Annotated in this window: 19 protein-coding genes; 7 read left to right on the top strand and 12 right to left on the bottom strand. The window is 63.6% G+C overall.

The window, feature by feature from the left end; translation table 11 throughout:
• Positions 1 to 18 precede the first annotated feature (18 nt).
• Both QQL76_RS18115 and QQL76_RS18120 read left to right on the top strand, forming a co-directional pair.
• Positions 19 to 693, top strand: coding sequence for an endonuclease III domain-containing protein (locus QQL76_RS18115; RefSeq protein WP_499208828.1), 675 nt, complete (start codon positions 19 to 21; stop codon positions 691 to 693).
• Positions 694 to 738: 45 nt separating this feature from the next.
• The gene (locus tag QQL76_RS18120) at positions 739 to 2,121 is read left to right on the top strand and encodes a nicotinate phosphoribosyltransferase (protein ID WP_499208829.1); all 1,383 of its coding nucleotides are present in this window, start codon (positions 739 to 741) and stop codon (positions 2,119 to 2,121) included.
• On the opposite strand, the gene QQL76_RS18125 is transcribed toward QQL76_RS18120, so the two are convergent.
• The gene (locus tag QQL76_RS18125; protein ID WP_499208830.1) at positions 2,039 to 2,776 is read right to left on the bottom strand and encodes a cell wall hydrolase; all 738 of its coding nucleotides are present in this window, start codon (positions 2,774 to 2,776) and stop codon (positions 2,039 to 2,041) included. The genes QQL76_RS18120 and QQL76_RS18125 overlap by 83 nt on opposite strands.
• Before the next feature lie 188 nt (positions 2,777 to 2,964).
• Here QQL76_RS18125 and QQL76_RS18130 point away from each other — a divergent pair, with 188 nt between their 5' ends.
• Positions 2,965 to 3,951: a Gfo/Idh/MocA family protein gene (locus QQL76_RS18130; protein WP_499208831.1), complete on the top strand. Its 987-nt coding sequence runs from the start codon at positions 2,965 to 2,967 to the stop codon at positions 3,949 to 3,951.
• Between the two features lie 9 nt (positions 3,952 to 3,960).
• Here the strand turns inward: QQL76_RS18130 and QQL76_RS18135 are convergent, their stop codons facing one another.
• Both QQL76_RS18135 and QQL76_RS18140 read right to left on the bottom strand, forming a co-directional pair.
• The gene (locus tag QQL76_RS18135; RefSeq protein ID WP_499208832.1) at positions 3,961 to 4,335 is read right to left on the bottom strand and encodes a GtrA family protein; all 375 of its coding nucleotides are present in this window, start codon (positions 4,333 to 4,335) and stop codon (positions 3,961 to 3,963) included.
• Complete coding sequence (locus QQL76_RS18140; protein WP_499208833.1) at positions 4,335 to 5,324, bottom strand: glycosyltransferase; 990 nt, start codon at positions 5,322 to 5,324, stop codon at positions 4,335 to 4,337. The genes QQL76_RS18135 and QQL76_RS18140 overlap by 1 nt, the downstream gene beginning before the upstream one ends.
• Before the next feature lie 128 nt (positions 5,325 to 5,452).
• Here QQL76_RS18140 and QQL76_RS18145 point away from each other — a divergent pair, with 128 nt between their 5' ends.
• The 4 genes from QQL76_RS18145 to QQL76_RS18160 all read left to right on the top strand — a co-directional run bounded on the left by QQL76_RS18145 (position 5,453) and on the right by QQL76_RS18160 (position 9,872).
• On the top strand, positions 5,453 to 7,267 hold the full coding sequence (locus tag QQL76_RS18145; RefSeq protein ID WP_499208834.1) for a hypothetical protein: 1,815 nt from the start codon (positions 5,453 to 5,455) through the stop codon (positions 7,265 to 7,267).
• A gap of 90 nt (positions 7,268 to 7,357) precedes the next feature.
• Positions 7,358 to 8,338, top strand: coding sequence for a penicillin-insensitive murein endopeptidase (mepA, locus tag QQL76_RS18150; protein ID WP_499208976.1), 981 nt, complete (start codon positions 7,358 to 7,360; stop codon positions 8,336 to 8,338).
• A gap of 89 nt (positions 8,339 to 8,427) precedes the next feature.
• The gene (locus QQL76_RS18155) at positions 8,428 to 8,802 is read left to right on the top strand and encodes a methylglyoxal synthase (protein ID WP_499208835.1); all 375 of its coding nucleotides are present in this window, start codon (positions 8,428 to 8,430) and stop codon (positions 8,800 to 8,802) included.
• A 41-nt stretch (positions 8,803 to 8,843) separates the two neighbouring features.
• On the top strand, positions 8,844 to 9,872 hold the full coding sequence (locus QQL76_RS18160; protein ID WP_499208836.1) for a glucokinase: 1,029 nt from the start codon (positions 8,844 to 8,846) through the stop codon (positions 9,870 to 9,872).
• Positions 9,873 to 9,900: 28 nt separating this feature from the next.
• Here QQL76_RS18160 and trmB read toward each other — a convergent pair whose 3' ends face one another.
• The 9 genes from trmB to olsA form a co-directional block, all read right to left on the bottom strand.
• Positions 9,901 to 10,599, bottom strand: coding sequence for a tRNA (guanine(46)-N(7))-methyltransferase TrmB (gene trmB / locus QQL76_RS18165; RefSeq protein WP_499208837.1), 699 nt, complete (start codon positions 10,597 to 10,599; stop codon positions 9,901 to 9,903).
• A 19-nt stretch (positions 10,600 to 10,618) separates the two neighbouring features.
• Entirely contained in the window at positions 10,619 to 11,866 is a 1,248-nt protein-coding gene (gene metK / locus QQL76_RS18170; RefSeq protein WP_499208838.1) for a methionine adenosyltransferase, read from the bottom strand.
• A gap of 183 nt (positions 11,867 to 12,049) precedes the next feature.
• Positions 12,050 to 12,463, bottom strand: coding sequence for a helix-turn-helix domain-containing protein (locus QQL76_RS18175; RefSeq protein ID WP_126006538.1), 414 nt, complete (start codon positions 12,461 to 12,463; stop codon positions 12,050 to 12,052).
• A gap of 151 nt (positions 12,464 to 12,614) precedes the next feature.
• The gene (lnt, locus tag QQL76_RS18180; protein ID WP_499208977.1) at positions 12,615 to 14,204 is read right to left on the bottom strand and encodes an apolipoprotein N-acyltransferase; all 1,590 of its coding nucleotides are present in this window, start codon (positions 14,202 to 14,204) and stop codon (positions 12,615 to 12,617) included.
• Positions 14,205 to 14,332: 128 nt separating this feature from the next.
• The gene (locus QQL76_RS18185; protein ID WP_499208839.1) at positions 14,333 to 15,541 is read right to left on the bottom strand and encodes a hemolysin family protein; all 1,209 of its coding nucleotides are present in this window, start codon (positions 15,539 to 15,541) and stop codon (positions 14,333 to 14,335) included.
• Positions 15,538 to 16,062, bottom strand: a complete 525-nt coding sequence (ybeY, locus tag QQL76_RS18190) for an rRNA maturation RNase YbeY (protein WP_499208978.1) — start codon at positions 16,060 to 16,062, stop codon at positions 15,538 to 15,540. The genes QQL76_RS18185 and ybeY overlap by 4 nt, the downstream gene beginning before the upstream one ends.
• A gap of 11 nt (positions 16,063 to 16,073) precedes the next feature.
• A complete protein-coding gene (locus QQL76_RS18195) occupies positions 16,074 to 17,111 on the bottom strand; it encodes a PhoH family protein (protein WP_126012518.1) in 1,038 nt (345 codons plus the stop codon).
• A gap of 59 nt (positions 17,112 to 17,170) precedes the next feature.
• A complete protein-coding gene (miaB, locus tag QQL76_RS18200) occupies positions 17,171 to 18,568 on the bottom strand; it encodes a MiaB/RimO family radical SAM methylthiotransferase (RefSeq protein WP_499208840.1) in 1,398 nt (465 codons plus the stop codon).
• A gap of 84 nt (positions 18,569 to 18,652) precedes the next feature.
• Positions 18,653 to 19,435, bottom strand: a complete 783-nt coding sequence (gene olsA / locus QQL76_RS18205; protein WP_499208979.1) for a lysophospholipid acyltransferase family protein — start codon at positions 19,433 to 19,435, stop codon at positions 18,653 to 18,655.
• Positions 19,436 to 19,447 lie beyond the last annotated feature (12 nt).

Genomic DNA, 19,447 nt, shown 5'->3' on the forward strand with positions numbered 1-19,447 from the left:
CGCGCTAAGTCTGTCTGCATGACGACCCCCGCCGAACGCCCGCTCGATCCGGAAGAAATCGAAACGCTCTTTTCCCGCTTGTCTAGGACGATGCCGGGACGCACGAAGAACGCCAAGGGCCCGAAGGGGCAGCCGGATGCATTCCGTTCCTGCATTTCCTGCATGCTGTCGGCGCAGAGCCTCGATCGCAACACGGCGGCGGCCACCAAGGCACTGTTTGCCAAGGCCCGCACGCCGCGATCGATCCTGAAGCTGCCCGAAGAGGACCTGATCGACGCAATCCGTCCGGCCGGCCTCTACAACATGAAAGCCCGCAACATCCGCCGTTTCTGCGAGGTGCTGCTCGAAGAGCATGGCGGCGTCGTGCCCGACACGCGCGAGGGTCTTCTCAAGCTGCCCGGCATCGGGCGCAAATGCGCCGACATCGTCATGAGCTTCACCTTCGGCGCCGACGTGATCGCGGTCGACACCCATGTGCACCGCGTCTGCAACCGCACGGGCCTCGCACTCGGAAAGACCGAGGCGCAGACCGCGGCTCAACTTGAGGCGCGCGCGCCGGGCTGGGCCATGCGGGACGGGCATTTCTGGCTGATCCAGTTCGGTAAGCGGATATGCACCTCGCGCGCGCCGCGCTGTGCCGATTGTGTCATTGTCGACATTTGCCAGTGGCCGGGCAAAGCTGTTCCGCGCTAAGGACGGTCAGATCATTTTGGCGGCCTTTCCTTCGGACAGATGAGCATGAACCCTATCCTCAACACCGACAGCTACAAATACTCGCATTTCGCGCAGTATCCGCCGCAGACGGCCGCCATCTCCGCCTATATCGAAGCGCGCTCCGGCGGTGCCTACGACCATGTGCTGTTCTTCGGTCTGCAGATGTTCCTGAAGGACTATCTGTCCCGCCGCGTGACGCGCGAGGATGTGGAGGAGGCCGCAGACATCGTCACTGCGCACGGCCTGCCATTTCACCGCGAAGGCTGGGAACTGCTTGTCGAACGGCACGGCGGTGCCATGCCTGTGATGATCGAGGCGCTGCCGGAAGGCATGGTGGTGCCGACCGGGACGCCGCTCGTCCAGATCCGCAACACGGACCCGGATTTCTTCTGGCTGCCGACATTTCTGGAAACGGCCCTGCTGCGCGCCGTCTGGTATCCGTCCACCGTCGCCACCGTGTCCCATTCGGTGCGCGGCATGATCAAGGCATCGCTGGAGCGCACCTGCGAGACGCCGGACGAAGTGCTGCCTTTCCGCCTGCACGATTTCGGCGCGCGCGGCGCGACCTCGGCCGAACAGGCAGGCATCGGTGGAGCGGCGCATCTCGTCAGCTTCCTCGGCACCGACACGGTCGCCGGCGTCGTCTATGCCCGCCGCTTCTACCACGAGCAGATGGCCGGCTTCTCAATCCCGGCGGCGGAACATTCGACCATGACGAGCTGGGGCGAAGAACGCGAAACGGATGCCTACCGCAACATGCTCGTGCAGTTCGGCGGCAAGGGCAAACTGGTCGCCGTCGTCTCCGACAGCTACGATCTCTACCGCGCCGTGAAGAAGATCTGGGGCGGGGAACTGCGCGCCGAGGTCGAGGCGAGCGGGGGCACGCTGGTGGTCCGGCCCGATTCCGGCGACGCGGCGCGGGTGCCGATCGACACGATCGAGATGCTCGGTGAGATCTTCGGCCACTCCGTCAACGCTAAAGGCTACAAGGTTCTCAATCCCGCGGTGCGCGTCATCCAGGGCGACGGTATTTCGCCCGACATGATCCGCCGGCTGCTGACAGGGCTCGAGGATCGAGGCTGGTCGTCGGAAAACCTCGCATTCGGCATGGGCGGCGGCCTCCTGCAGAAGGTCAACCGCGACACGCTCCGCTTCGCCATGAAGGCCAATTCCCGCCAGGACAGCGAAGGGCAGTGGCACGGCATTGCCAAGGACCCGAAGACCGACCCCGGCAAGGCCTCCAAGCGCTACCGCCAGGCCGTCATCCTGAAGAACGGTCGACCCGAGGCGGTGCCGCTCAAGGATCTGAACGGCGACGTGAACCTCATGGAACCCGTCTGGCAGGACGGCAAATTGCTGAAGGACTGGACCTTCGCCGACATCCGAGCCCGCGCAACCGCATCCTGAAGCGCAGACCGCATCTTCTCAGTAGGACGCCGGCATGGTCCGCGCCACACGCTCGCTGCGGTAGAAGATGTGAAGGCCGATATGCCCCACGCGCTTCTTGGCACGCGCCCAGCGCGGGGCTGACATAGGTTGCGTGGTAATGCGTCGCCGATTTGAGCCCTTGTGGCAGCCGCTCGATCTCGGGTGATGCGGCGCGGCGGGCGCAGCCGCCGATGCAGAGAATGCCATTGGCGAGCCTGACGGCTGACCGCCAGGACTTCGCTTCACGCGGCCGATCGCTGATAGCGTCGCAGGCAAAGGAAAACTGACAGCGGTCTTTCATGTGCCAATTTTCATAGACCACGCCGCAGATGGTATCGGGATAGACCCTGGCGCGCACCCGGTTGAGGATCACCTGGGCCACCGCAATCCGGCCAAGTTCCGTTTCTCCACGCGCTTCGTGGTAAAGCGCCTGTGCCAGGCAATCACGCTGCTCCCGGTCGATTGGAACGCCGCGCAGATGTTCGGGTGTGCGAATGTCGAGATAGCGGGGAATGTAGTCTGCGGTGCTGGCATTGGCCGTCATCGGGGCGAGCATCAGCGCTGCCGCGAGTGCCGCAGCCTGAAGCAGTCCCTGACGGAGAATGCCGGCAACGCGCCCTGTCCGGTAGCGCATCGCTCGTCTCCTGATGGGATTGACGAGGCGTTAACGAAAGGGCGCTGCCGGCTATTCCCGCAAAAATCGGACGCGCGGCGCCTATGTTGCGCATCGGCAACAGCGATGCGGCAGCGCCGGTCGATGACAAGCGCGCGGCCTGCCTGTATGGCTCCAACACCAGTCAGCCATCACGCAAGGAAAGACCCATGCTGCGCTTCGGAATTCTCTCGACGGCCAAGATCGCGCGCGAACACGTGATCCCGGCGCTCCTGGACGCGGGCAATTGCGTCGTCACGGCCATCGGTAGCCGCGACATGGAGCGCGGGCGTGAGACGGCGCAACGTTTCGGGATCTCCGAAGTGCACGGCAGTTATGATGCGCTTCTCGCCTCGCCGAACGTCGACGCGGTCTATATTCCGCTACCGACGAGCCAGCATGTCGATTGGGCCGTGCGCGCCGCAGAGGCCGGCAAGCATGTGCTGGTGGAAAAGCCGCTGGCGCTGAAGGCCGAGCAGATCGACGCGGTGATCGCCGCGCGCGACAAGGCCGGCGTCGTCGTCTCTGAGGCCTTCATGGTCTTCTACCATCCCCAATGGCGCAAGGTGCGCGAACTGATCGCCGGCGGCGCGATCGGCAAGCTGCGGCGCATCGACGGCGCCTTTACCTATGCCAACCGGGACCCCGGCAATATGCGCAACCAGCTGGCACTCGGCGGCGGGGCGCTTGCCGATATCGGGGTCTATCCCGTCATTACCGCGCGGTTTGCGACCGGCTTGGAGCCACAGCGCGTGCGCGCCACGGTGGAGCGTGATCCGGATTTCGGCACCGACCGTTATGCCAGCGCGGTCGTCGACTTCGGCGATTTCGAGATGGGGTTCTACTGCTCCACCCAGATGGCGCTACGCCAGGCAATGGTCTTCCACGGAGATCAGGGCACGATCGAAGTGGCTGCGCCTTTTAATGCGGGCGAGTACGATCTGGCCAGCGTCACGCTGCATTCGGTGAAGCGCGACCGCTCGGAGGTTTTCCGCTTTTCCGGTGTCCGCCAGTATCGCCTCCAGGCCGAAACCTTTGCCGAGAAGGTCGCTGGCGGCGATGTCGACCTGTTCGAATTGGAAGCGTCGCGTGCCAACCAGAAGGTGATCGACGCGATCTTCAGGGCGGGCGAGCACGAAGGCTGGGAAGCTATCTGACAGGCGGCTTCAGGGTCGCCGGAAGACGAGCTTCTGGTAGCCGACATAGGAAAAGAGCGCTGCCGCGGCCGAAGCCGCGACAAGCGCGGCCAGCGGCATGAGCCGCGGGAAGGCAACAAGAAGCCCCGCATAGATGAGGTAGTTGACACCGGCCGAGCTTAAGCCCACGCCGCCATAGCGCAGGCCTTCGACAGCTACCGAGCGATCGCTCTTGCCGAAGGTCACCGCGCGGTTGAGCGCATAGGTCACCAGCAGGGCCGCTCCGATCGAGACGACACGCGCGATCAGCGGATCCAACCCGATATGCAGGCCAGATGCGAGAACGCCTGCATCGACGGCGAAGCCGATGGCACCCACCATGCCGAAGGCAAGCACGCGCCGCATCAGGCGACTTTGCGTGTGGATTTGGTCTTGGCGGCAGGTTGCGTGTCCGTGCGTTCGGCCGTTGGCGCAAAGCCGGGTTTCAAAGTCAGATAGTGCACGCGTTTCTGCTCGGCGCGCCCGCGCGCAACCGAATCCAGGATGACGCCGGACACGAAGGCGACGAGCGCCATGAGGCTGAGCGCGACTGCCAGAATCCAGGTCGGCAACCGGTCGACGAGCCCGGTGCGGAAATACTCGATGAGCACCGGGACCATGAAGCCGAGCGAGACCACCGCGAAGCCAAGCGCGATCGAACCGAAGAAGGTGAAGGGCCGCGTTTCCTTCATCAGAAGCGCAAGCATCCACAGAATGCGACCGCCATCGCGGAACGTGCCGAGCTTGCTGTGGGACCCTTCCGGGCGCCGTCCGTAGGCAACGGGGATTTCGGCGACGGGCAGCTTGAGCTGCGAGGCGTGAACGGACATTTCCGTTTCGATCTCGAAGCCTGCGGAAAGTGCTGGAAAGCTCTTCGCGAAACGCCGTGAAAAGGCGCGATAGCCGGAAAAGATATCCGTGAAATCGCGCCCGAAAAGCCGCCGGTAGATGCTGTTGAAGATCCGGTTGCCGAATGCGTGACCCTTGCGGCCGGCGTCCCGCGTCACGTCCTTGCGGGTCGCGACGACCATGTCCGCCCGTTCGCTGATCAGGGTCAGCACGAGTTCCGGCGCGTCGTCGGCGGGATAGGTGCCGTCGCCATCGGCCATGACGTAGATGTCGGCGTCGATGTCGGCGAACATGCGGCGCACCACATGGCCCTTGCCCTGCCGGCGCTCGCGCACGACGGTCGCACCGGCAAGCTTGGCCAGCATCGCGGTGCGGTCTTTGGAATTGTTATCGTAGACGTAGATCCGCGCATCCGGCAGCACCCGCCGAAAATTGGCAACGACGGAAGAAATCGTCGCCTCCTCGTTGTAGCAAGGAATGAGGACGGCGATGTCGTAGGCCTGCATCTTCTGTCCATCCTCAAGCGTTGGACGTTTTGGCCGGCTGTTCCGGGCGCTTTACTATTTCTTGGGAAGGTTAAGGCTAGGTTGCGGCCCGAACAGTTCTTTGTTTTGCGGGCGCGGGGTAAGCCAACATGGCGGCTGGCACAGCGAATGGCATCGCCGAGCGGGCGGGGCCGAAGACGGGTACCCCAATAACCTCCCGCGTCGGAATCTTCTGGCCGACGCTTGCCACCTTCGTAATGGCCTTCGCGGTGCTCGTCGCGCGACGCTTCGATGACGGTGACTATGTCGGCGCCGACAATGACGACGTCATGCGCCTCGTTCAGGTGCGCGATCTGCTCGCCGGTCAGGGTTGGTTCGACTTCACCCAATACAGGCTCGGACTTGAAGCGGGCACCGAGATGCACTGGTCGCGACTGGTGGATCTGCCCATCGCCAACCTGATCACGCTCTTCCAGGCAATCGTACCGGGCGCGACCGGCGAGGCGCTTGCGCTTGCCGCGTGGCCTGCGCTGCTGCTTCTCGCGCTTCTCTCCGCGCTTGCGCTTTCGTTTCGCAGCGAGGGGCCGCATGCGGTCGTGGCAGTGCTGTTTCTCGGCGCGATGTACACGGTCGGCATCAACCGGTTTTCGCCGGGTGCGATCGATCACCACAATGTCCAGCTCGTCCTCCTCGCGGCGATGGCAGGTGGCCTGCTGCAGCGCGAGCCAAGCAGGGCAGCGTTTGCCGTGGCCGGCGCGGCCGGCGCGCTGGCACTCAGCATCGGTGCCGAAACCATGCCGATCGTGGCGGCTGGGTGCCTTGCGGTCGCTCTCGTCCGGCTTGCGCTTGGCGAACGAGCGCGGCCGGGCGTCGAGGGCTTCACGCTGGCCTTCGTCGCGACGCTGACCGCGACCTTCCTCGCCACCGTCCCGCCGGGTGCTCGCATGGTCGCCTATTGCGATGCCTACTCGGCCGGTTTCTACCTGCCGGGCGTGGTCGGCGCCGGCGCTCTTTTTGCCGCGGCAGCGCTGGGGCGTCGGCAGAAATTGCCTGGGCGCTTCATGATGCTGGCCGGGGTCGGAGTGTTGGCGGGTGGGGCAGCGCTTGCATTTGCGCCCCAATGCTTCGCCAATCCACTCGCCGGGCTCGACCCGATGCTGCGCGATTTGTGGCTGGAGCAGGTGACGGAAGCGCAGTCGCTGTTGGATCTCGCCAGAAGCACGCCGGAGGCGTTGGTCAGCAACTATCTGCTGTCGCTCGCAGCGCTCGCGCTTTGCCTTTACGCAGCCCGGACCGGCAATTGCCGTCGCCAGGCGCTGACGCTTGCTCTGCTGCTGGCCACCGCGCTGCTCGTTGCATCCGTCCAGGTGCGCGGCGCCGTCTTCGGCAATCTCTTCGCGATCTTCGCGTTCGTGCCAGTGGTCGCGGCGCTGCGTGCCCGGATGCATGTCGAACCCGGCAATTGGCGCCGCGCACTGGCTTTCTGCGCGGCGGTGATCGTCCTGACACCGACCTCCTGGGCGATCGCCGGGCATCTGGCCTTCAGCGAAGAGACTGCGAATGCGGCCGATGCGCCTTCCCCGACGGCGCGTTCCTGCCAGACGGCGGAAGCGCTGGCCCCGTTGCGCGGCTTGGCGCCGAGCACCGTGTCCTCCGTCTCCAATCTCGGCGCGTCGATCCTGCGCTTTACTAGCCATCGCGTGCTATCGGCGCCCTACCATCGCAATCAGGGCGGCATGCTCACGCAACTGCATCTTGCGATGGAGCCGCCTGAAAGCGCGCGTGCCTTCATGCAGGGAGCGGGCGTCGGGATCCTCGTCTATTGCCCCGGTGATCCGGAAACGCGGATGCTCGCCCGTCGCGCACCCGATGGGCTCTATGCCGCGATCGGAGAGGGCCGCGTGCCGTCCTATCTCGAGCCCGTGCCGAGCGGGGGCGACATCTCGATCTTCCGGGTGCGCTGAGCGCGAAGCCGACACGATTCCCTCGAATCGCAATCTTCGCTACCGTCACTCGCGAAACGCGGGAGTGAAGCCTTGGCACGATCGAGATTGATGCAGCGCGCGAGCGTCTGGGGAGCGGTTGTCATCGCCTTGCTGGCGGCCGAGCTTCCGGCCACCGCGCAGGATGCCAAGGAGCTTTTCGGCGCCCGATCTCTGCCGGCGGCGACGGCGCCGGCACCGATCGGCTTCTATTCCAAGGGCTGCCTCGCCGGCGGCATCGCCATCCCGACAGATGGGCCGACCTGGCAGGCCATGCGCCTTTCCCGCAACCGCCGCTGGGGCCATCCCGACATGATCGCGCTGCTTGATCGTCTGTCGCGTGAAGCGGCGGCGCAGGATGGTTGGCCGGGACTTCTCGTCGGCGATATTTCCCAGCCCCGTGGCGGTCCCATGCTGTCCGGCCACGCATCGCACCAGATCGGCCTCGATGCCGACATCTGGCTGACGCCGATGCCGAACCGACGTCTGACGGCGCAGGAGCGCGAGGACACAGAAGCGCCCTCCGTGCTGGCCGATGGCTCGTTGCAGGTCGACCCCAACCGCTGGTCCGAAGCGCATGGCCGGTTGATCATGCGGGCGGCAAGCTATCCCCAGGTGGAGCGCATTTTCGTTCATCCCGGCATCAAGCAGAAGCTTTGCGACAGCTATTCCGGTGACCGATCGAACCTTGGAAAGGTGCGGCCAGCCTATGGCCACCATTATCATTTCCACATCCGCATGAAGTGCCCGGATGGTGCGTCCGGCTGTACGGCGCAGCAGCCCGTGGCGCCTGGCTCGGGCTGCGACGCTTCGCTCGCCTGGTGGTTTACCGAGGAGCCGTGGGCCCAGCCGGACGATCCCCCGCCACCACCGCCGAAGCCACGGATTACCCCGCTTTCCGATCTGCCGCGGGCCTGCGCCCAGGTGCTCGATGCGGCGGCTCCAGCATCGGAAGCGGCCGTCACCTACGCGAGCGGTACGCAAGCCGCCATGCCGGGTTCTGCGATAGGCTTCGCACCGGTACCAATCCCCACGCCGCGGCCTTTTCAATAAGCGGCAACAAGCGCTGCGACTTCCAATGATCGACCGTCTTCGCTATACGTCCCATTATCAAATCGATTTAATCGGTGGGGCGACAGGCGGTGTCGACTGGGCGGAAAACGGTAGCGCTGATTGCGCATGACAAGATGAAGGACGAGATGGTCGCCTTTGCGACCGCTCACGCCGCCGACTTTAAGGGCCTGCGGATTGCTTCGACGGAGACGACCGGCGGTCGTGTGCTCGAAGCGGTGCCCGATCTGGAACTCGTTCGATTGAAAAGCGGTCCTCTGGGCGGCGACCAGCAGATCGGCGCGCTCATCGCAACGGGTGAGGTCGACATGATGATCTTCTTCGTCGATCCCCTGACGCCTATGCCGCACGACGTCGATGTGAAGGCGCTGATGCGCCTTGCCATCGTCTATGACATACCGATGGCGCTCAACCGCGCGACAGCCGAGATATTGTTGCGCCGCTGAACGGTGCGACCCATAGTGAAGATTGCAGACAGGAAGCGACGATGGCGCAGCACGACAATGAGCCGAACTTTCCCTTTCCGATCCTGATCGGGGATATCGGCGGCACCAATGCCCGCTTTGCCATACTGGTGGACGCCCATTCCGAGCCGAAGGCCTTCCCGAATGTCGCGACTGCCGATTTCGCGACCATCGACGAGGCGATCCAGACGAGTGTGCTCGACAAGACGAGCCTGCAGCCGCGCAGCGCCATCCTTGCCGTCGCCGGCCCGGTGGACGGCGACGAGATCGATCTGACCAACTGCCCCTGGGTCGTGCGCCCCAGGCAGATGATCGCCGAGCTCGGGTTCAACGAGGTGGTGGTCGTCAACGACTTCGCCGCGCAAGCACTCGCCGTCGCGTCGCTCGATGAGAGCCATAGGCACCAGATCGGCAAGGGCCGCATCGAGCCGCATGCGTCACGCATCGTGCTCGGACCCGGCACGGGTCTCGGCGTTGCCGGCCTCGTCTATGCCCAGCGCCGGTGGATCCCGGTGCCGGGCGAGGGTGGCCATATCGACATGGGGCCGCGCTCCAAGCGCGATTTCGAGATCTTTCCGCATCTGGAACAGATCGACGGTCGCATCTCGGCTGAACAGCTCCTGTGCGGCCGCGGCATCGTGAACATCTATCGGGCGATCTGTGCTGCCGACGGGCGGGAGGCCGCTCTCTCCACACCTGCCGACATCACCACCGCCGGTCTTGCGGGCGAGGAACCTGCCGCCGAGACGCTACGGCTCTTTGCGACCTATCTCGGCCGCTGCGCTGGCGACCTGGCGCTGATCTTCATGGCGCAGGGCGGTGTCTATCTGGCAGGCGGCATTTCGCAGAAGGTTATCAAGGCGCTCGAGGGACCGGAATTCCGCGCCGCCTTCGAAGACAAGGCTCCGCATCAGGGGCTTCTATCAGCGATGCCGACTTTCGTGATGACGCATCCGCTCGCGGCGCTCTCGGGCCTTGCCGCTTATGCGCGCACGCCGGGGCTTTTCGGCATCGCGATCGAAGGCCGTCACTGGAAGCGCGGCGGTCTTTGAAGCCAGCGTACGCGGTGAAACGCCGGGGTCAGACCCGGCGGAACCTCAAATAGCAGGGTTTGCGCCCTTCGCGGATCGCCTTCTCCTCGTACCGCGTGCCTGGCCAGCCGGCATAGGGTGTGTGCCAGTCGGTCGGGCGCGTCGCCAGCCATTCAAACGCGGCATGCCGGTCGCAATGGCTAAGCGTCCAGTCGATATAGGTGTCGATGTCGGACGCGAAGTTGAAGGCGCCACCGGGCTTCAGCACCCGGGCGAAGCGGTCGAGATTGCCCGGATTGACGAAGCGCCGCTTGAAGTGACGCGGCTTCGGCCACGGGTCCGGATAAAGCAGGTCGATGTGGTCGATCGAGGCATCCGGCAGCCAGTCCAGCACCCGCGTCGCATCGTCTTCATAGACCCGAATGCGGTCGCCGGGGGTCTCCGCCACGGCACGCAGAAATTTCGCCATGCCGTTGACGAAGGGCTCGACACCGATGAAGCCCGTGCGCGGGTTTTCTTCTATGCGATGCAGGAGATGCTCGCCGCCGCCAAACCCGATCTCCAGCCGCACGAAGTCCACAGGCGCTGCAAACAGCGTCTTCAGGTCAGATGGCGGCGCACTGTCGAGATCGAGACGCAGACGCGGGAGGAGGTCGCGCATCCGCTCGCTCTGCAGGTCGGTCAGAGGCTTCCCGCGGCGGCGGCCGAAAAAGGCCTCCGTCGATCGTTCACGTCTTGGTTCCGTCATGGGAAGCGCCGGTATGCCGTCAAGCTGCCTGCTTGACGGCGTCCTTCAGGGCCTTGATCAGGTCGGTCTTCTCCCAGGAGAACGAGCCATCGCGACCAGCCTTACGGCCGAAATGGCCGTAGGCGGAGGTCTTGGCGTAGATCGGCTTGTTCAGATCCAGATGCTTGCGGATACCGGTCGGCGACAGATCCATCACGCTGCGCACGGCAGCTTCGATGGCTTCTTCGCTGACCGTGCCCGTGCCGTAGAGGTCGACATAGACCGACAGCGGCTGAGCCACGCCAATTGCGTAAGCGAGCTGGATCGAGCAACGCTCTGCAAGCCCGGCTGCAACCACGTTCTTGGCGAGGTAGCGAGCTGCATATGCGGCGGAACGGTCGACCTTGGTCGTGTCCTTGCCCGAAAACGCGCCGCCGCCATGGGGCGCTGCGCCGCCATAGGTGTCGACGATGATCTTGCGGCCGGTAAGGCCGGTGTCGCCATCGGGGCCGCCGATGACGAACTTGCCGGTCGGATTGATGTACCAGACGCAGTCGTCGGCGATCTGGATGTCGCTCAGCGCTTCACGAATGTAAGGCTCTACGACTGAACGAACCTTCTTGGAATCCCAAGCGCCGTCATAGTGCTGGGTCGAAAGCACGATCTGCGTGACTTCGGCAGGCTTGCCGTCGACATAGCGTACCGTGACCTGGCTCTTGGAGTCCGGGCCGAGGCCCGCGACATCGCCTTCGCCCGTCTTGCGCGCCGCTGCCAGCACCTCGAGGATCTTGTGGGAATAGTAGATCGGCGCCGGCATCAGCTCCGCGGTTTCGCGGCAGGCGTAGCCGAACATGATGCCCTGGTCGCCGGCACCTTCGAAGCCCTGGTTGTCTGAAGCATTGTCGACGCCCTGCGCGATGTCGGTCGACTGCGAATGCAAAAGCACGTCGATCTTCGCCGTCTTCCAATGGAAGCCGTCCTGCTCGTAACCGATGTCACGGATGGCGCGGCGCGCTATCGACTTGAACCGGGACGGGTTGATGACCGACTTCCCGTCCTTGTCTTTCTTCATGAGCGTTTCGGGAATGCGCACTTCGCCGGCAATCACGACGCGGTTCGTCGTGGCAAGGGTTTCGCAGGCGACGCGCACCGTCCAGGGATCAACGCCGGTCTTCTTGGCTTCCTTGTAGACGAGATCGACGATTTCGTCCGAGATGCGGTCGCAGACCTTGTCGGGATGACCTTCGGAGACGGATTCGCTCGTAAAGAAGTATTCGGCGCGCGCCATTCCATGACCCTTTTCAGGCTTTCAAATCTCGCCCTGTGATATTGAAGGCGAAGCCCAAAAACAAGCGTAGAACGACATAAATATATCTTGATATGAGCATTTCCATCCGCAAGTCGCGCTTGGGATAGAACAGGCCCATGGTGGAGGCTCAGGGCGACGGCGCCCTTTCGCTCTCCGTAATTGCTAGTCTGGTTGATCGCCCGCCAGCGCCTTGGCCAGTTCGATCAGCTTGCGGCGAACCTTTGGATCTTCGATGCGCACGAAGGCGCGGTTGAGCTGGAGTCCCTCGGAAGACGACAGGAAGTCGACCACATAATTGGGACTTGCCGCCTCGGAGAAGCCACCCGGCGCGGAGGTGTCGCCGGGAGCATCTTCGAAGAAGAACGATACCGGGACGCTCAAGATCGAGGAAATGTTCTGAAGGCGGCTGGCACCGACGCGGTTGGTGCCCTTCTCGTATTTCTGGATCTGCTGGAAGGTGATGCCCAGGCTCTCGCCGAGCTTTTCCTGGCTCATCCCCATCATGGTTCTTCTCAGGCGAATGCGGCTGCCGACATGGATGTCGATAGGATTGGGCTTCTTCTTGTTGGTGATCATGACACTACCTCTGCGCGCGGCCACCCGGAAATTGCTCGACAAGGGTTCCGATATAGCAAGGTGGCGCGTCGCCCCGTCCGAGATTGGACGAGCCGTATGGTCACTATACGCGAGATTGCCCTTGCAAATGACTATGCAATTCTAGGGGTTTTTAGTCAATTCTCCGGCGCTTGAAACCGTAACGCGCAGTAGCAGCTCCTAACAAAAGTATCACGATTATCAACCAGAAGTTTTGTGCACGATCGCTGTTGTTCCAATTTGATACGGTTTTCGGCGGCACCTGGGCATCGATGACCCCCACGGCGTCCAGTCCGAGGCCTTCGATGATTCGCCCCTGGCTGTCGGTGACGGCCGAGATGCCGTTGTTGGCGGCACGAACGAGCGGCAGGCCGAGTTCGACGGCACGAACCTGCGCCTGCCGGAAATGCTGGTAGGGACCCGGCGTCGCGCCGTACCAGGCATCGTTGGTGACGTTGAGGATGAAATCGGGCGCATCGCCGCCCTCGGGCAGTTCCAGCGGGAAGATCGCTTCGTAGCAGATCAGGGGCAGCGCGGTGCCGGTCGGCAGCGTCAGCAGGCTGGTGGCCGGTGCAGGCGTGAAGCTCTCCGGCATTTGCGCCACAGCCGAGAACCCGAGCGAGCTCATAAGGTCCGTCAGCGGCAGATATTCGCCAAACGGTACGAGATGAACCTTGTCGGCGGAGGCGATGATCTCGCCATCCTCGCCGATGACGCTGATCGCATTGTAGTAGCGCACGCCATCGCCCGGTACGGTCTCCATCCGGATCGCGCCGGTGGCGAGCTGCTGGCCGGGCTGCAGGGATTGCGCGATCGCTTCGAGCGCGATCGGCGCTTCGGTCAGAATGAAGGGTGCAGCCGTTTCCGGCCAGACGATGAGCGAGGGCACAGGCCCGCCCTCCGCCGGAGCCTGCCGGGTCAGTGCCAGGTGCTGTTCGAAAATCTGGTCGCGTTCCGCTTCGTCCCATTTGGTCGATTGCGGGATGGAGGGCTGGACGATGCGGATTGTCGGTGCGTTTTCGGCCGGGGTAGCTGTCGCACTGTTCAGCACATAGGCACCGTAGCCGAGATGGGCGGCCACGAGTGCTGCGGCCAATGCAAGACCGAGCCGCATATGCTGGCGTGTCGCCAGAAGCGCCGGCATGGAAAAGGTGAAGATGGAAAGGGCGGTGATGCCGTTCAGCCCGAGGATCTGCGCCGTCTGCATGGCAACCGGCAGGGGCATCGCGCCGTAGCCGATCGTGTTCCACGGAAAGCCCGTCAGGATGAAGCCTCTCAGCCACTCCATGAGCGCAAGCCCGAAGGCGAGAGCCGCGATGCGCCCAAGCCCGTCGGACCACAAAATGCGGGCGATCGCCGTGCCAACGCCGAAAAACAGCGCAAGAAAAGCAGGCAGACCCAGAACGGCAAGGGGAATGGCCCAGGCGAAGCTTTCGGCCTCCACCAGGAGCGCGTTGCCAAGCCACCAGAGGCCGGCGAGGAAATAGCCGAAACCGAAATACCAGCCGGTCACGAAGGCGGGCCAGAGGCGGCGCAGGAACCCCCGGTCTGGATCGCCACTTGCCCCGTCGAGAAGCCAGACGAGGATCGGAAACGTCAGGAACATTGCGAAGAAGAAGTCGAACGGCGGCAGTGCCAACACGGCGAGCGCGCCGGCCAGAATGGCGATGACTGCCCGCTGCCAGCCCCAGGCGAGCATGAGGTTGCCTGCGAACACTTCCAATGCATTCATGATGGCTTGCCCTTTGCCCGAATCGCCGGCGCCATCCTTCCAAAAAAAGCCGCCGCTGTCTTGAAGGCAGCGGCGGCTGATCTGTGTGGAGATGAAGGATCAGGCACCCGAGTGCGCCGTCAGCCTCTTTGCGACTGCTCCAGCGGCTGCGGCACCGGTGGCGATACCGCTGCGATGGGCTGCTCGTTCACATGCTCGGGTGCCGGCAGAGCGAGCGGCTGAGCGTTGCTTTCCAACTCCGGTCGTGCCGGACGGCGGCGGCGGTCGTTGTGGCGCTTGCGCACGATGCGAACCCGCTTGATGCGGCGAGGATCGGCGTCGAGCACATGAAACTCGAAGCCGGGCAGCGCCTGGACGAGTTCCCCGCGGGCCGGAATGCGGCCGAGCTCCGAAAAGATCAGGCCGCCCAGCGTGTCGACGTCCTCGATCTGTTCGGACACATCGAAATCCGGGCCGATCGCTTCCGCGATATCCTCGAGTTCGGCCTTGGCATCCACCAGGAAGACGTCGTCGGACGACCGCGTGATCATGACTTCTTCGTCGTCATGCTCGTCCGCGATGTCGCCAACGACCATCTCCACGATGTCTTCCAGCGAAACGAGACCGTCGGTGCCGCCATATTCGTCAATGACGAGGGCCATCTGTGTGCGCGTCGCCTGCATGCGCTCCATGAGGTCGGAAGCGAGCATGGATGGCGGCACGAACAGCACCTTGCGGATGATGCCGGCTTCCTGGACCGTCTTGGAGAGATCCACCCGCCCGAGATCGACCGCGGGCCGCGGCTTTGCTTTCTCGCCACTGCCAGCCTGGCCGTTGGCATTGGCGGCGCCCACTGTCTTGGTGGTCGTCGCCCGGCGTTTCGAGCGGGCCTGTTTGGTGATGTAGCCGAGAAGATCGCGGATATGGACCATGCCGCGCGGATCATCGAGATGATCGGCATAGACCGGCATGCGCGAGTGCCCGGATTCCTCGAAATGGACGAGCAGTTCCGCAAGCGTCGTGGTCTGATCGACGCTGTCGACGTCGGCACGCGGCACCATCACGTCTTCCACGCGCACTTCGCGCAGCCGCAGGATGTTGTGCAGCATGGCGCGTTCTTCGGGTGAGAACGCGAGATTGTGTTCGGCGTCGCTCAAGAGAGCGTCGGCGAAATTATCGCGGATATTGTTGCGATCTGTGGGCCTCAACCAGCGCGTCGCCTTGGACCATAGGTTTAGGGGGCCGGTCCGTCTGCGCTGCTGAGGCTTCGTACTCGGAGGTTGGGAGCCGTCTTCGCCGCTCTCATCGGAGGCGGGAGACGGCAGGGGCATTCGAACTTGTTCGTTCATTGTCTCTTCGTCGTGTCCAAGAGGGATTGTCCCTCATATGGGTCTGATATGCCGAGTGTGGCAAGAATACGGATCTCATGGTGTTCCATGATCTCAGCATCCTCGACCTCGATATGGTCGTAGCCGAAGAGATGAAGATAGCCGTGCACGAGGAGATGCGCCAGATGATCGCCGAAACTTCGTTGTAAGTCATTGGCTTCATTGGCAATTGTTTCACTTGCGAGCACGATGTCGCCAAGCATCGGTCCAGGCATCCCCCCTGGAACCAGTGGAAATGCGGGGAAAGACAGGACGTTCGTCGGCTTGTCCTTGTCGCGCCATTCGGCGTTGATCGTCCGCATCGCCGCGTCATTCGTGAAGAGCAGCGACAGCTCTGGCGACATGGCGGGGAATGGCTGATGAAGCTCGGTCGACAGATAGGCGTTTGCGGCCCCGAGCACTCGGGTCGCCGTCTCGTACAACGCTTCTTCCGCCGGCCAGTCGCCTGCCTCTACCGTGACCTGGATGTCGATCGTGCCCATCTCGGCCGCGCTCATCGCGGATCGGGCTTGCCGCTTTCGTCGATCATGGTGCTGTCGGCGTCGTAGGCGCGAACGATGCGCGCCACCAGCGGGTGACGCACCACGTCGACGTCGCGGAAGCGGCAGGTGATCACGCCCTCGACGCCCTTGAGGATGCGCAGCGCCTCGACGAGGCCGGATTTCACCCCGCGCGGAAGGTCGATCTGGCTCGGGTCTCCGGTCACGATCATGCGGGCGTTCTCGCCGAGACGCGTCAAGAACATCTTCATCTGCATCGACGTGGTGTTCTGCGCTTCGTCGAGAATGACGACGGCGTTGGTCAGCGTGCGGCCACGCATGAAGGCGAGTGGGGCGATTTCGATGACGCCCGCTGTGATCGCGCGCTCGACCTTGTCGCCGGGCATCATGTCGTAGAGCGCGTCATAGAGGGGGCGGAGATAGGGATCGACCTTTTCCTTCATGTCGCCCGGAAGAAAGCCCAGGCGCTCGCCGGCTTCAACGGCCGGGCGGGACAGGATGATGCGGTCGATCGCACCGCGCTCCAGCAGCTGCGCCGCGTGGGCGACCGCGAGATAGGTCTTGCCGGTACCGGCCGGCCCGATGCCGAAGACGAGTTCGCTGCGCTCCATCGCGCGGATATAGGCATCCTGCGTCGGCGTACGCGCCACCAGCGTCTTCTTGCGGGTGGAGATCTGCGCAAGCGCCATCTTGCCCTTGCGTTCCATGGTCGGGAAGATCAGCTGGTCGTCCGACGCAATCGCCATGCGAATGGCCCCTTCCACGTCGGACGCAGCGATTTCGCTGCCGGACTGCAGGCGTTCATAGAGAAAATCGAGTGTGCGGCGGGCATGGTCCGTCGCCGTAGCATCGCCGCGGATCGCGACCTGGTTGCCGCGGGCACGGGCATCGACGCCGAGTTTCTGCTCGATGAGAGCGAGGTTCTGGTCGAACTGGCCAAACAGCGCGCTTGCAAGTCTGTTGTTGTCGAAGGTGAGCACGATGTGGGTGGTGTCGGAGGCGCCGGAGGCGCTTCTGTCCGGCGGTGTCATGACGGGATCGTGCGCTTGCAAGCGGTGGGGCTCCTTTCGCTCAACTCATCGACAAACTATCAGCCTTGGATGCATTCGGCAAAGAGACTGTTGGCCTCGCTCGCCGTGATTCGTACCTTCACAATGTCGCCGATCGCACCGGCCTTTGCATCAACAATTGTTGGCTGCAACCACGGAGAGCGCCCGACGATCTGGCCTTCGCGACGTCCCGGCTTCTCGATCAGCAGGTCCACGGTCTTGCCGACGCACCCTTGCTGGAAAGCATATTGCTGCTTTGTGACAAGCGCTTGCAGGCGCAGCAGACGCTCCGACTTCACCTCTTCGGGCAGTAGATCCGTGGCTTCCGCCGCAGGTGTGCCCGGTCGTGGCGAGTATTTGAACGAGTAGGCAGCCGCATAGCCGACGTTTTCGATCAGGCGGAGTGTCGCTTCAAAATCCGCATCGGTCTCACCAGGGAAACCGACAATGAAATCGCCCGAAAGCGCAATGTCGGGCCGAGCGGCGCGAATCCGATCGATCAGGCGCAGATAGTCGTCCGCCTGGTGCTGGCGGTTCATCGCCTTGAGGATCGTATCCGATCCGGACTGCACCGGCAGGTGGAGATACGGCATCAGCTGCGAGAGGTCACGATGCGCCGCGATCAGCGCATCGTCCATGTCGCGGGGGTGGCTCGTCATGTAGCGAAGGCGGGCGATGCCGGGCACTTCCGCCAGACGGAAGAGAAGTTCGCCCAGCCCCCATTGCCGACCATCGGCGCCCGCGCCGTGCCACGCATTGACGTTCTGGCCGAGAAGAGTGAGTTCGCGCACGCCTGCCTCGGCCAGCGCTTCCGCCTCGGCCACGATTTGCGCCACCGATCGGGAGACTTCCGAGCCACGGGTATAGGGTACCACGCAGAAGGCGCAGAACTTGTCGCAGCCTTCCTGCACGGTGAGGAAGGCCGTGACGCCGCGCGCCTGGACGATCTTGCGGTCGGGCCGCGGCAGATGCGCGAACTTGTCCTCGATCGCATAGTCGGTATCGACCACGCGACGCCCGGCGCGCGCTTCGCTGACGATCTCGGGCAGCCGGTGATAGGTTTGCGGGCCAACGACGAGGTCGACCACAGGAGCACGGCGGAAGATTTCCTGCCCTTCGGCCTGCGCGACGCAGCCCGTGATGCCGACGAGAAAATCCTTGGCGCCGGGTTCGGCCTTGGCCTTCTGCTTGGCGAGGCGGCCGAGCTCGGAATAGACTTTTTCGGCGGCCTTTTCGCGGATGTGGCAGGTGTTGATGAGATAAAGGTCCGCATCCTCCGGCCGCTCCGTGCGGGCGTAGCCGTCCTTCGCCAGCGCGTCCGCCATGCGATCGGAATCGTAGGCATTCATCTGGCAGCCATAGGTCTTCACATAGACCTTGCGCTGGTTGGAATCCGCCGGCGCAGAGGAATTGTCGGCGGGCGAAGGCGTTCTTGCCAAAGGGGTGCTCGTTGATTGCATGGCCGCCTATTTAGTCGGTCCGGCGGCGGAAGAAAATGCCGGTTGCAGCAAAAGCGCAGAAGTCTAGCGTCGAAGCGCTTCCGCGAGCATCGTCTCGACTTCCTCGCGCAGGAGCCGGCTCACAGCCTTGCGATCGCGCGCGTCCGACACCTCGCGCGGCTTGCCGAAGCAGATCTCCACGTCGATCGCGCCCTCGCGCAGCACTGTCAAAAGATGCGGCAGAAGCTCCACATCGCCCGGCCAAGCGGCGAGGAAGCGGTGTCGTCGACCCATCGGCAGGCCCTGGATGCGGTTATAGGCAATCGATACGGGCTGCAGCACCACGCCGGCATGGGCATCTTCGCCGGCCTGGCGGGCAACGCCGAAGAGCGATGACTTGAACTCCAGAACACGATTGCCGTCCGACGTCGTCCCTTCGGCAAAGAGAACGACGATCTCACCCCGCTCGAGCCTCTCAGTGATGGCACTGACCTGCTCGCCGGTGGAGCGCCGCTGGTTGCGCTCGACGAAGATCGAGCGCTGCCAACGCGCCAGCCGCCCGAAGACCGGCCAGTCTTTCACTTCGGATTTGGCGATGAAGGCCACGTCTGCAACCGAACCCAGCGCGATGATGTCGAGCCACGAAACATGGTTCGAAATCAACATCAGCGGGCCATTCGAATGTTGGGTACCGCGCGTGGTGACCTTCAGACCAAGAACAGGGCACATCAGCCGGTGCCACAGCCGCGGAATGCGGCGCGCTAGCGGCCGATCACGCCACAATGCAAAAAGGTGAGGCGGCAAAAGAACCGCGGTGATGGCCAGAAAGGCAAGGGCGACATAGACGAGGCGCAGCCAGCCGATCATCGCAGTCTCGTC

This window comes from Rhizobium albus, from assembly GCA_030160035.1.
Classification (GTDB): domain Bacteria; phylum Pseudomonadota; class Alphaproteobacteria; order Rhizobiales; family Rhizobiaceae; genus Georhizobium; species Georhizobium albus.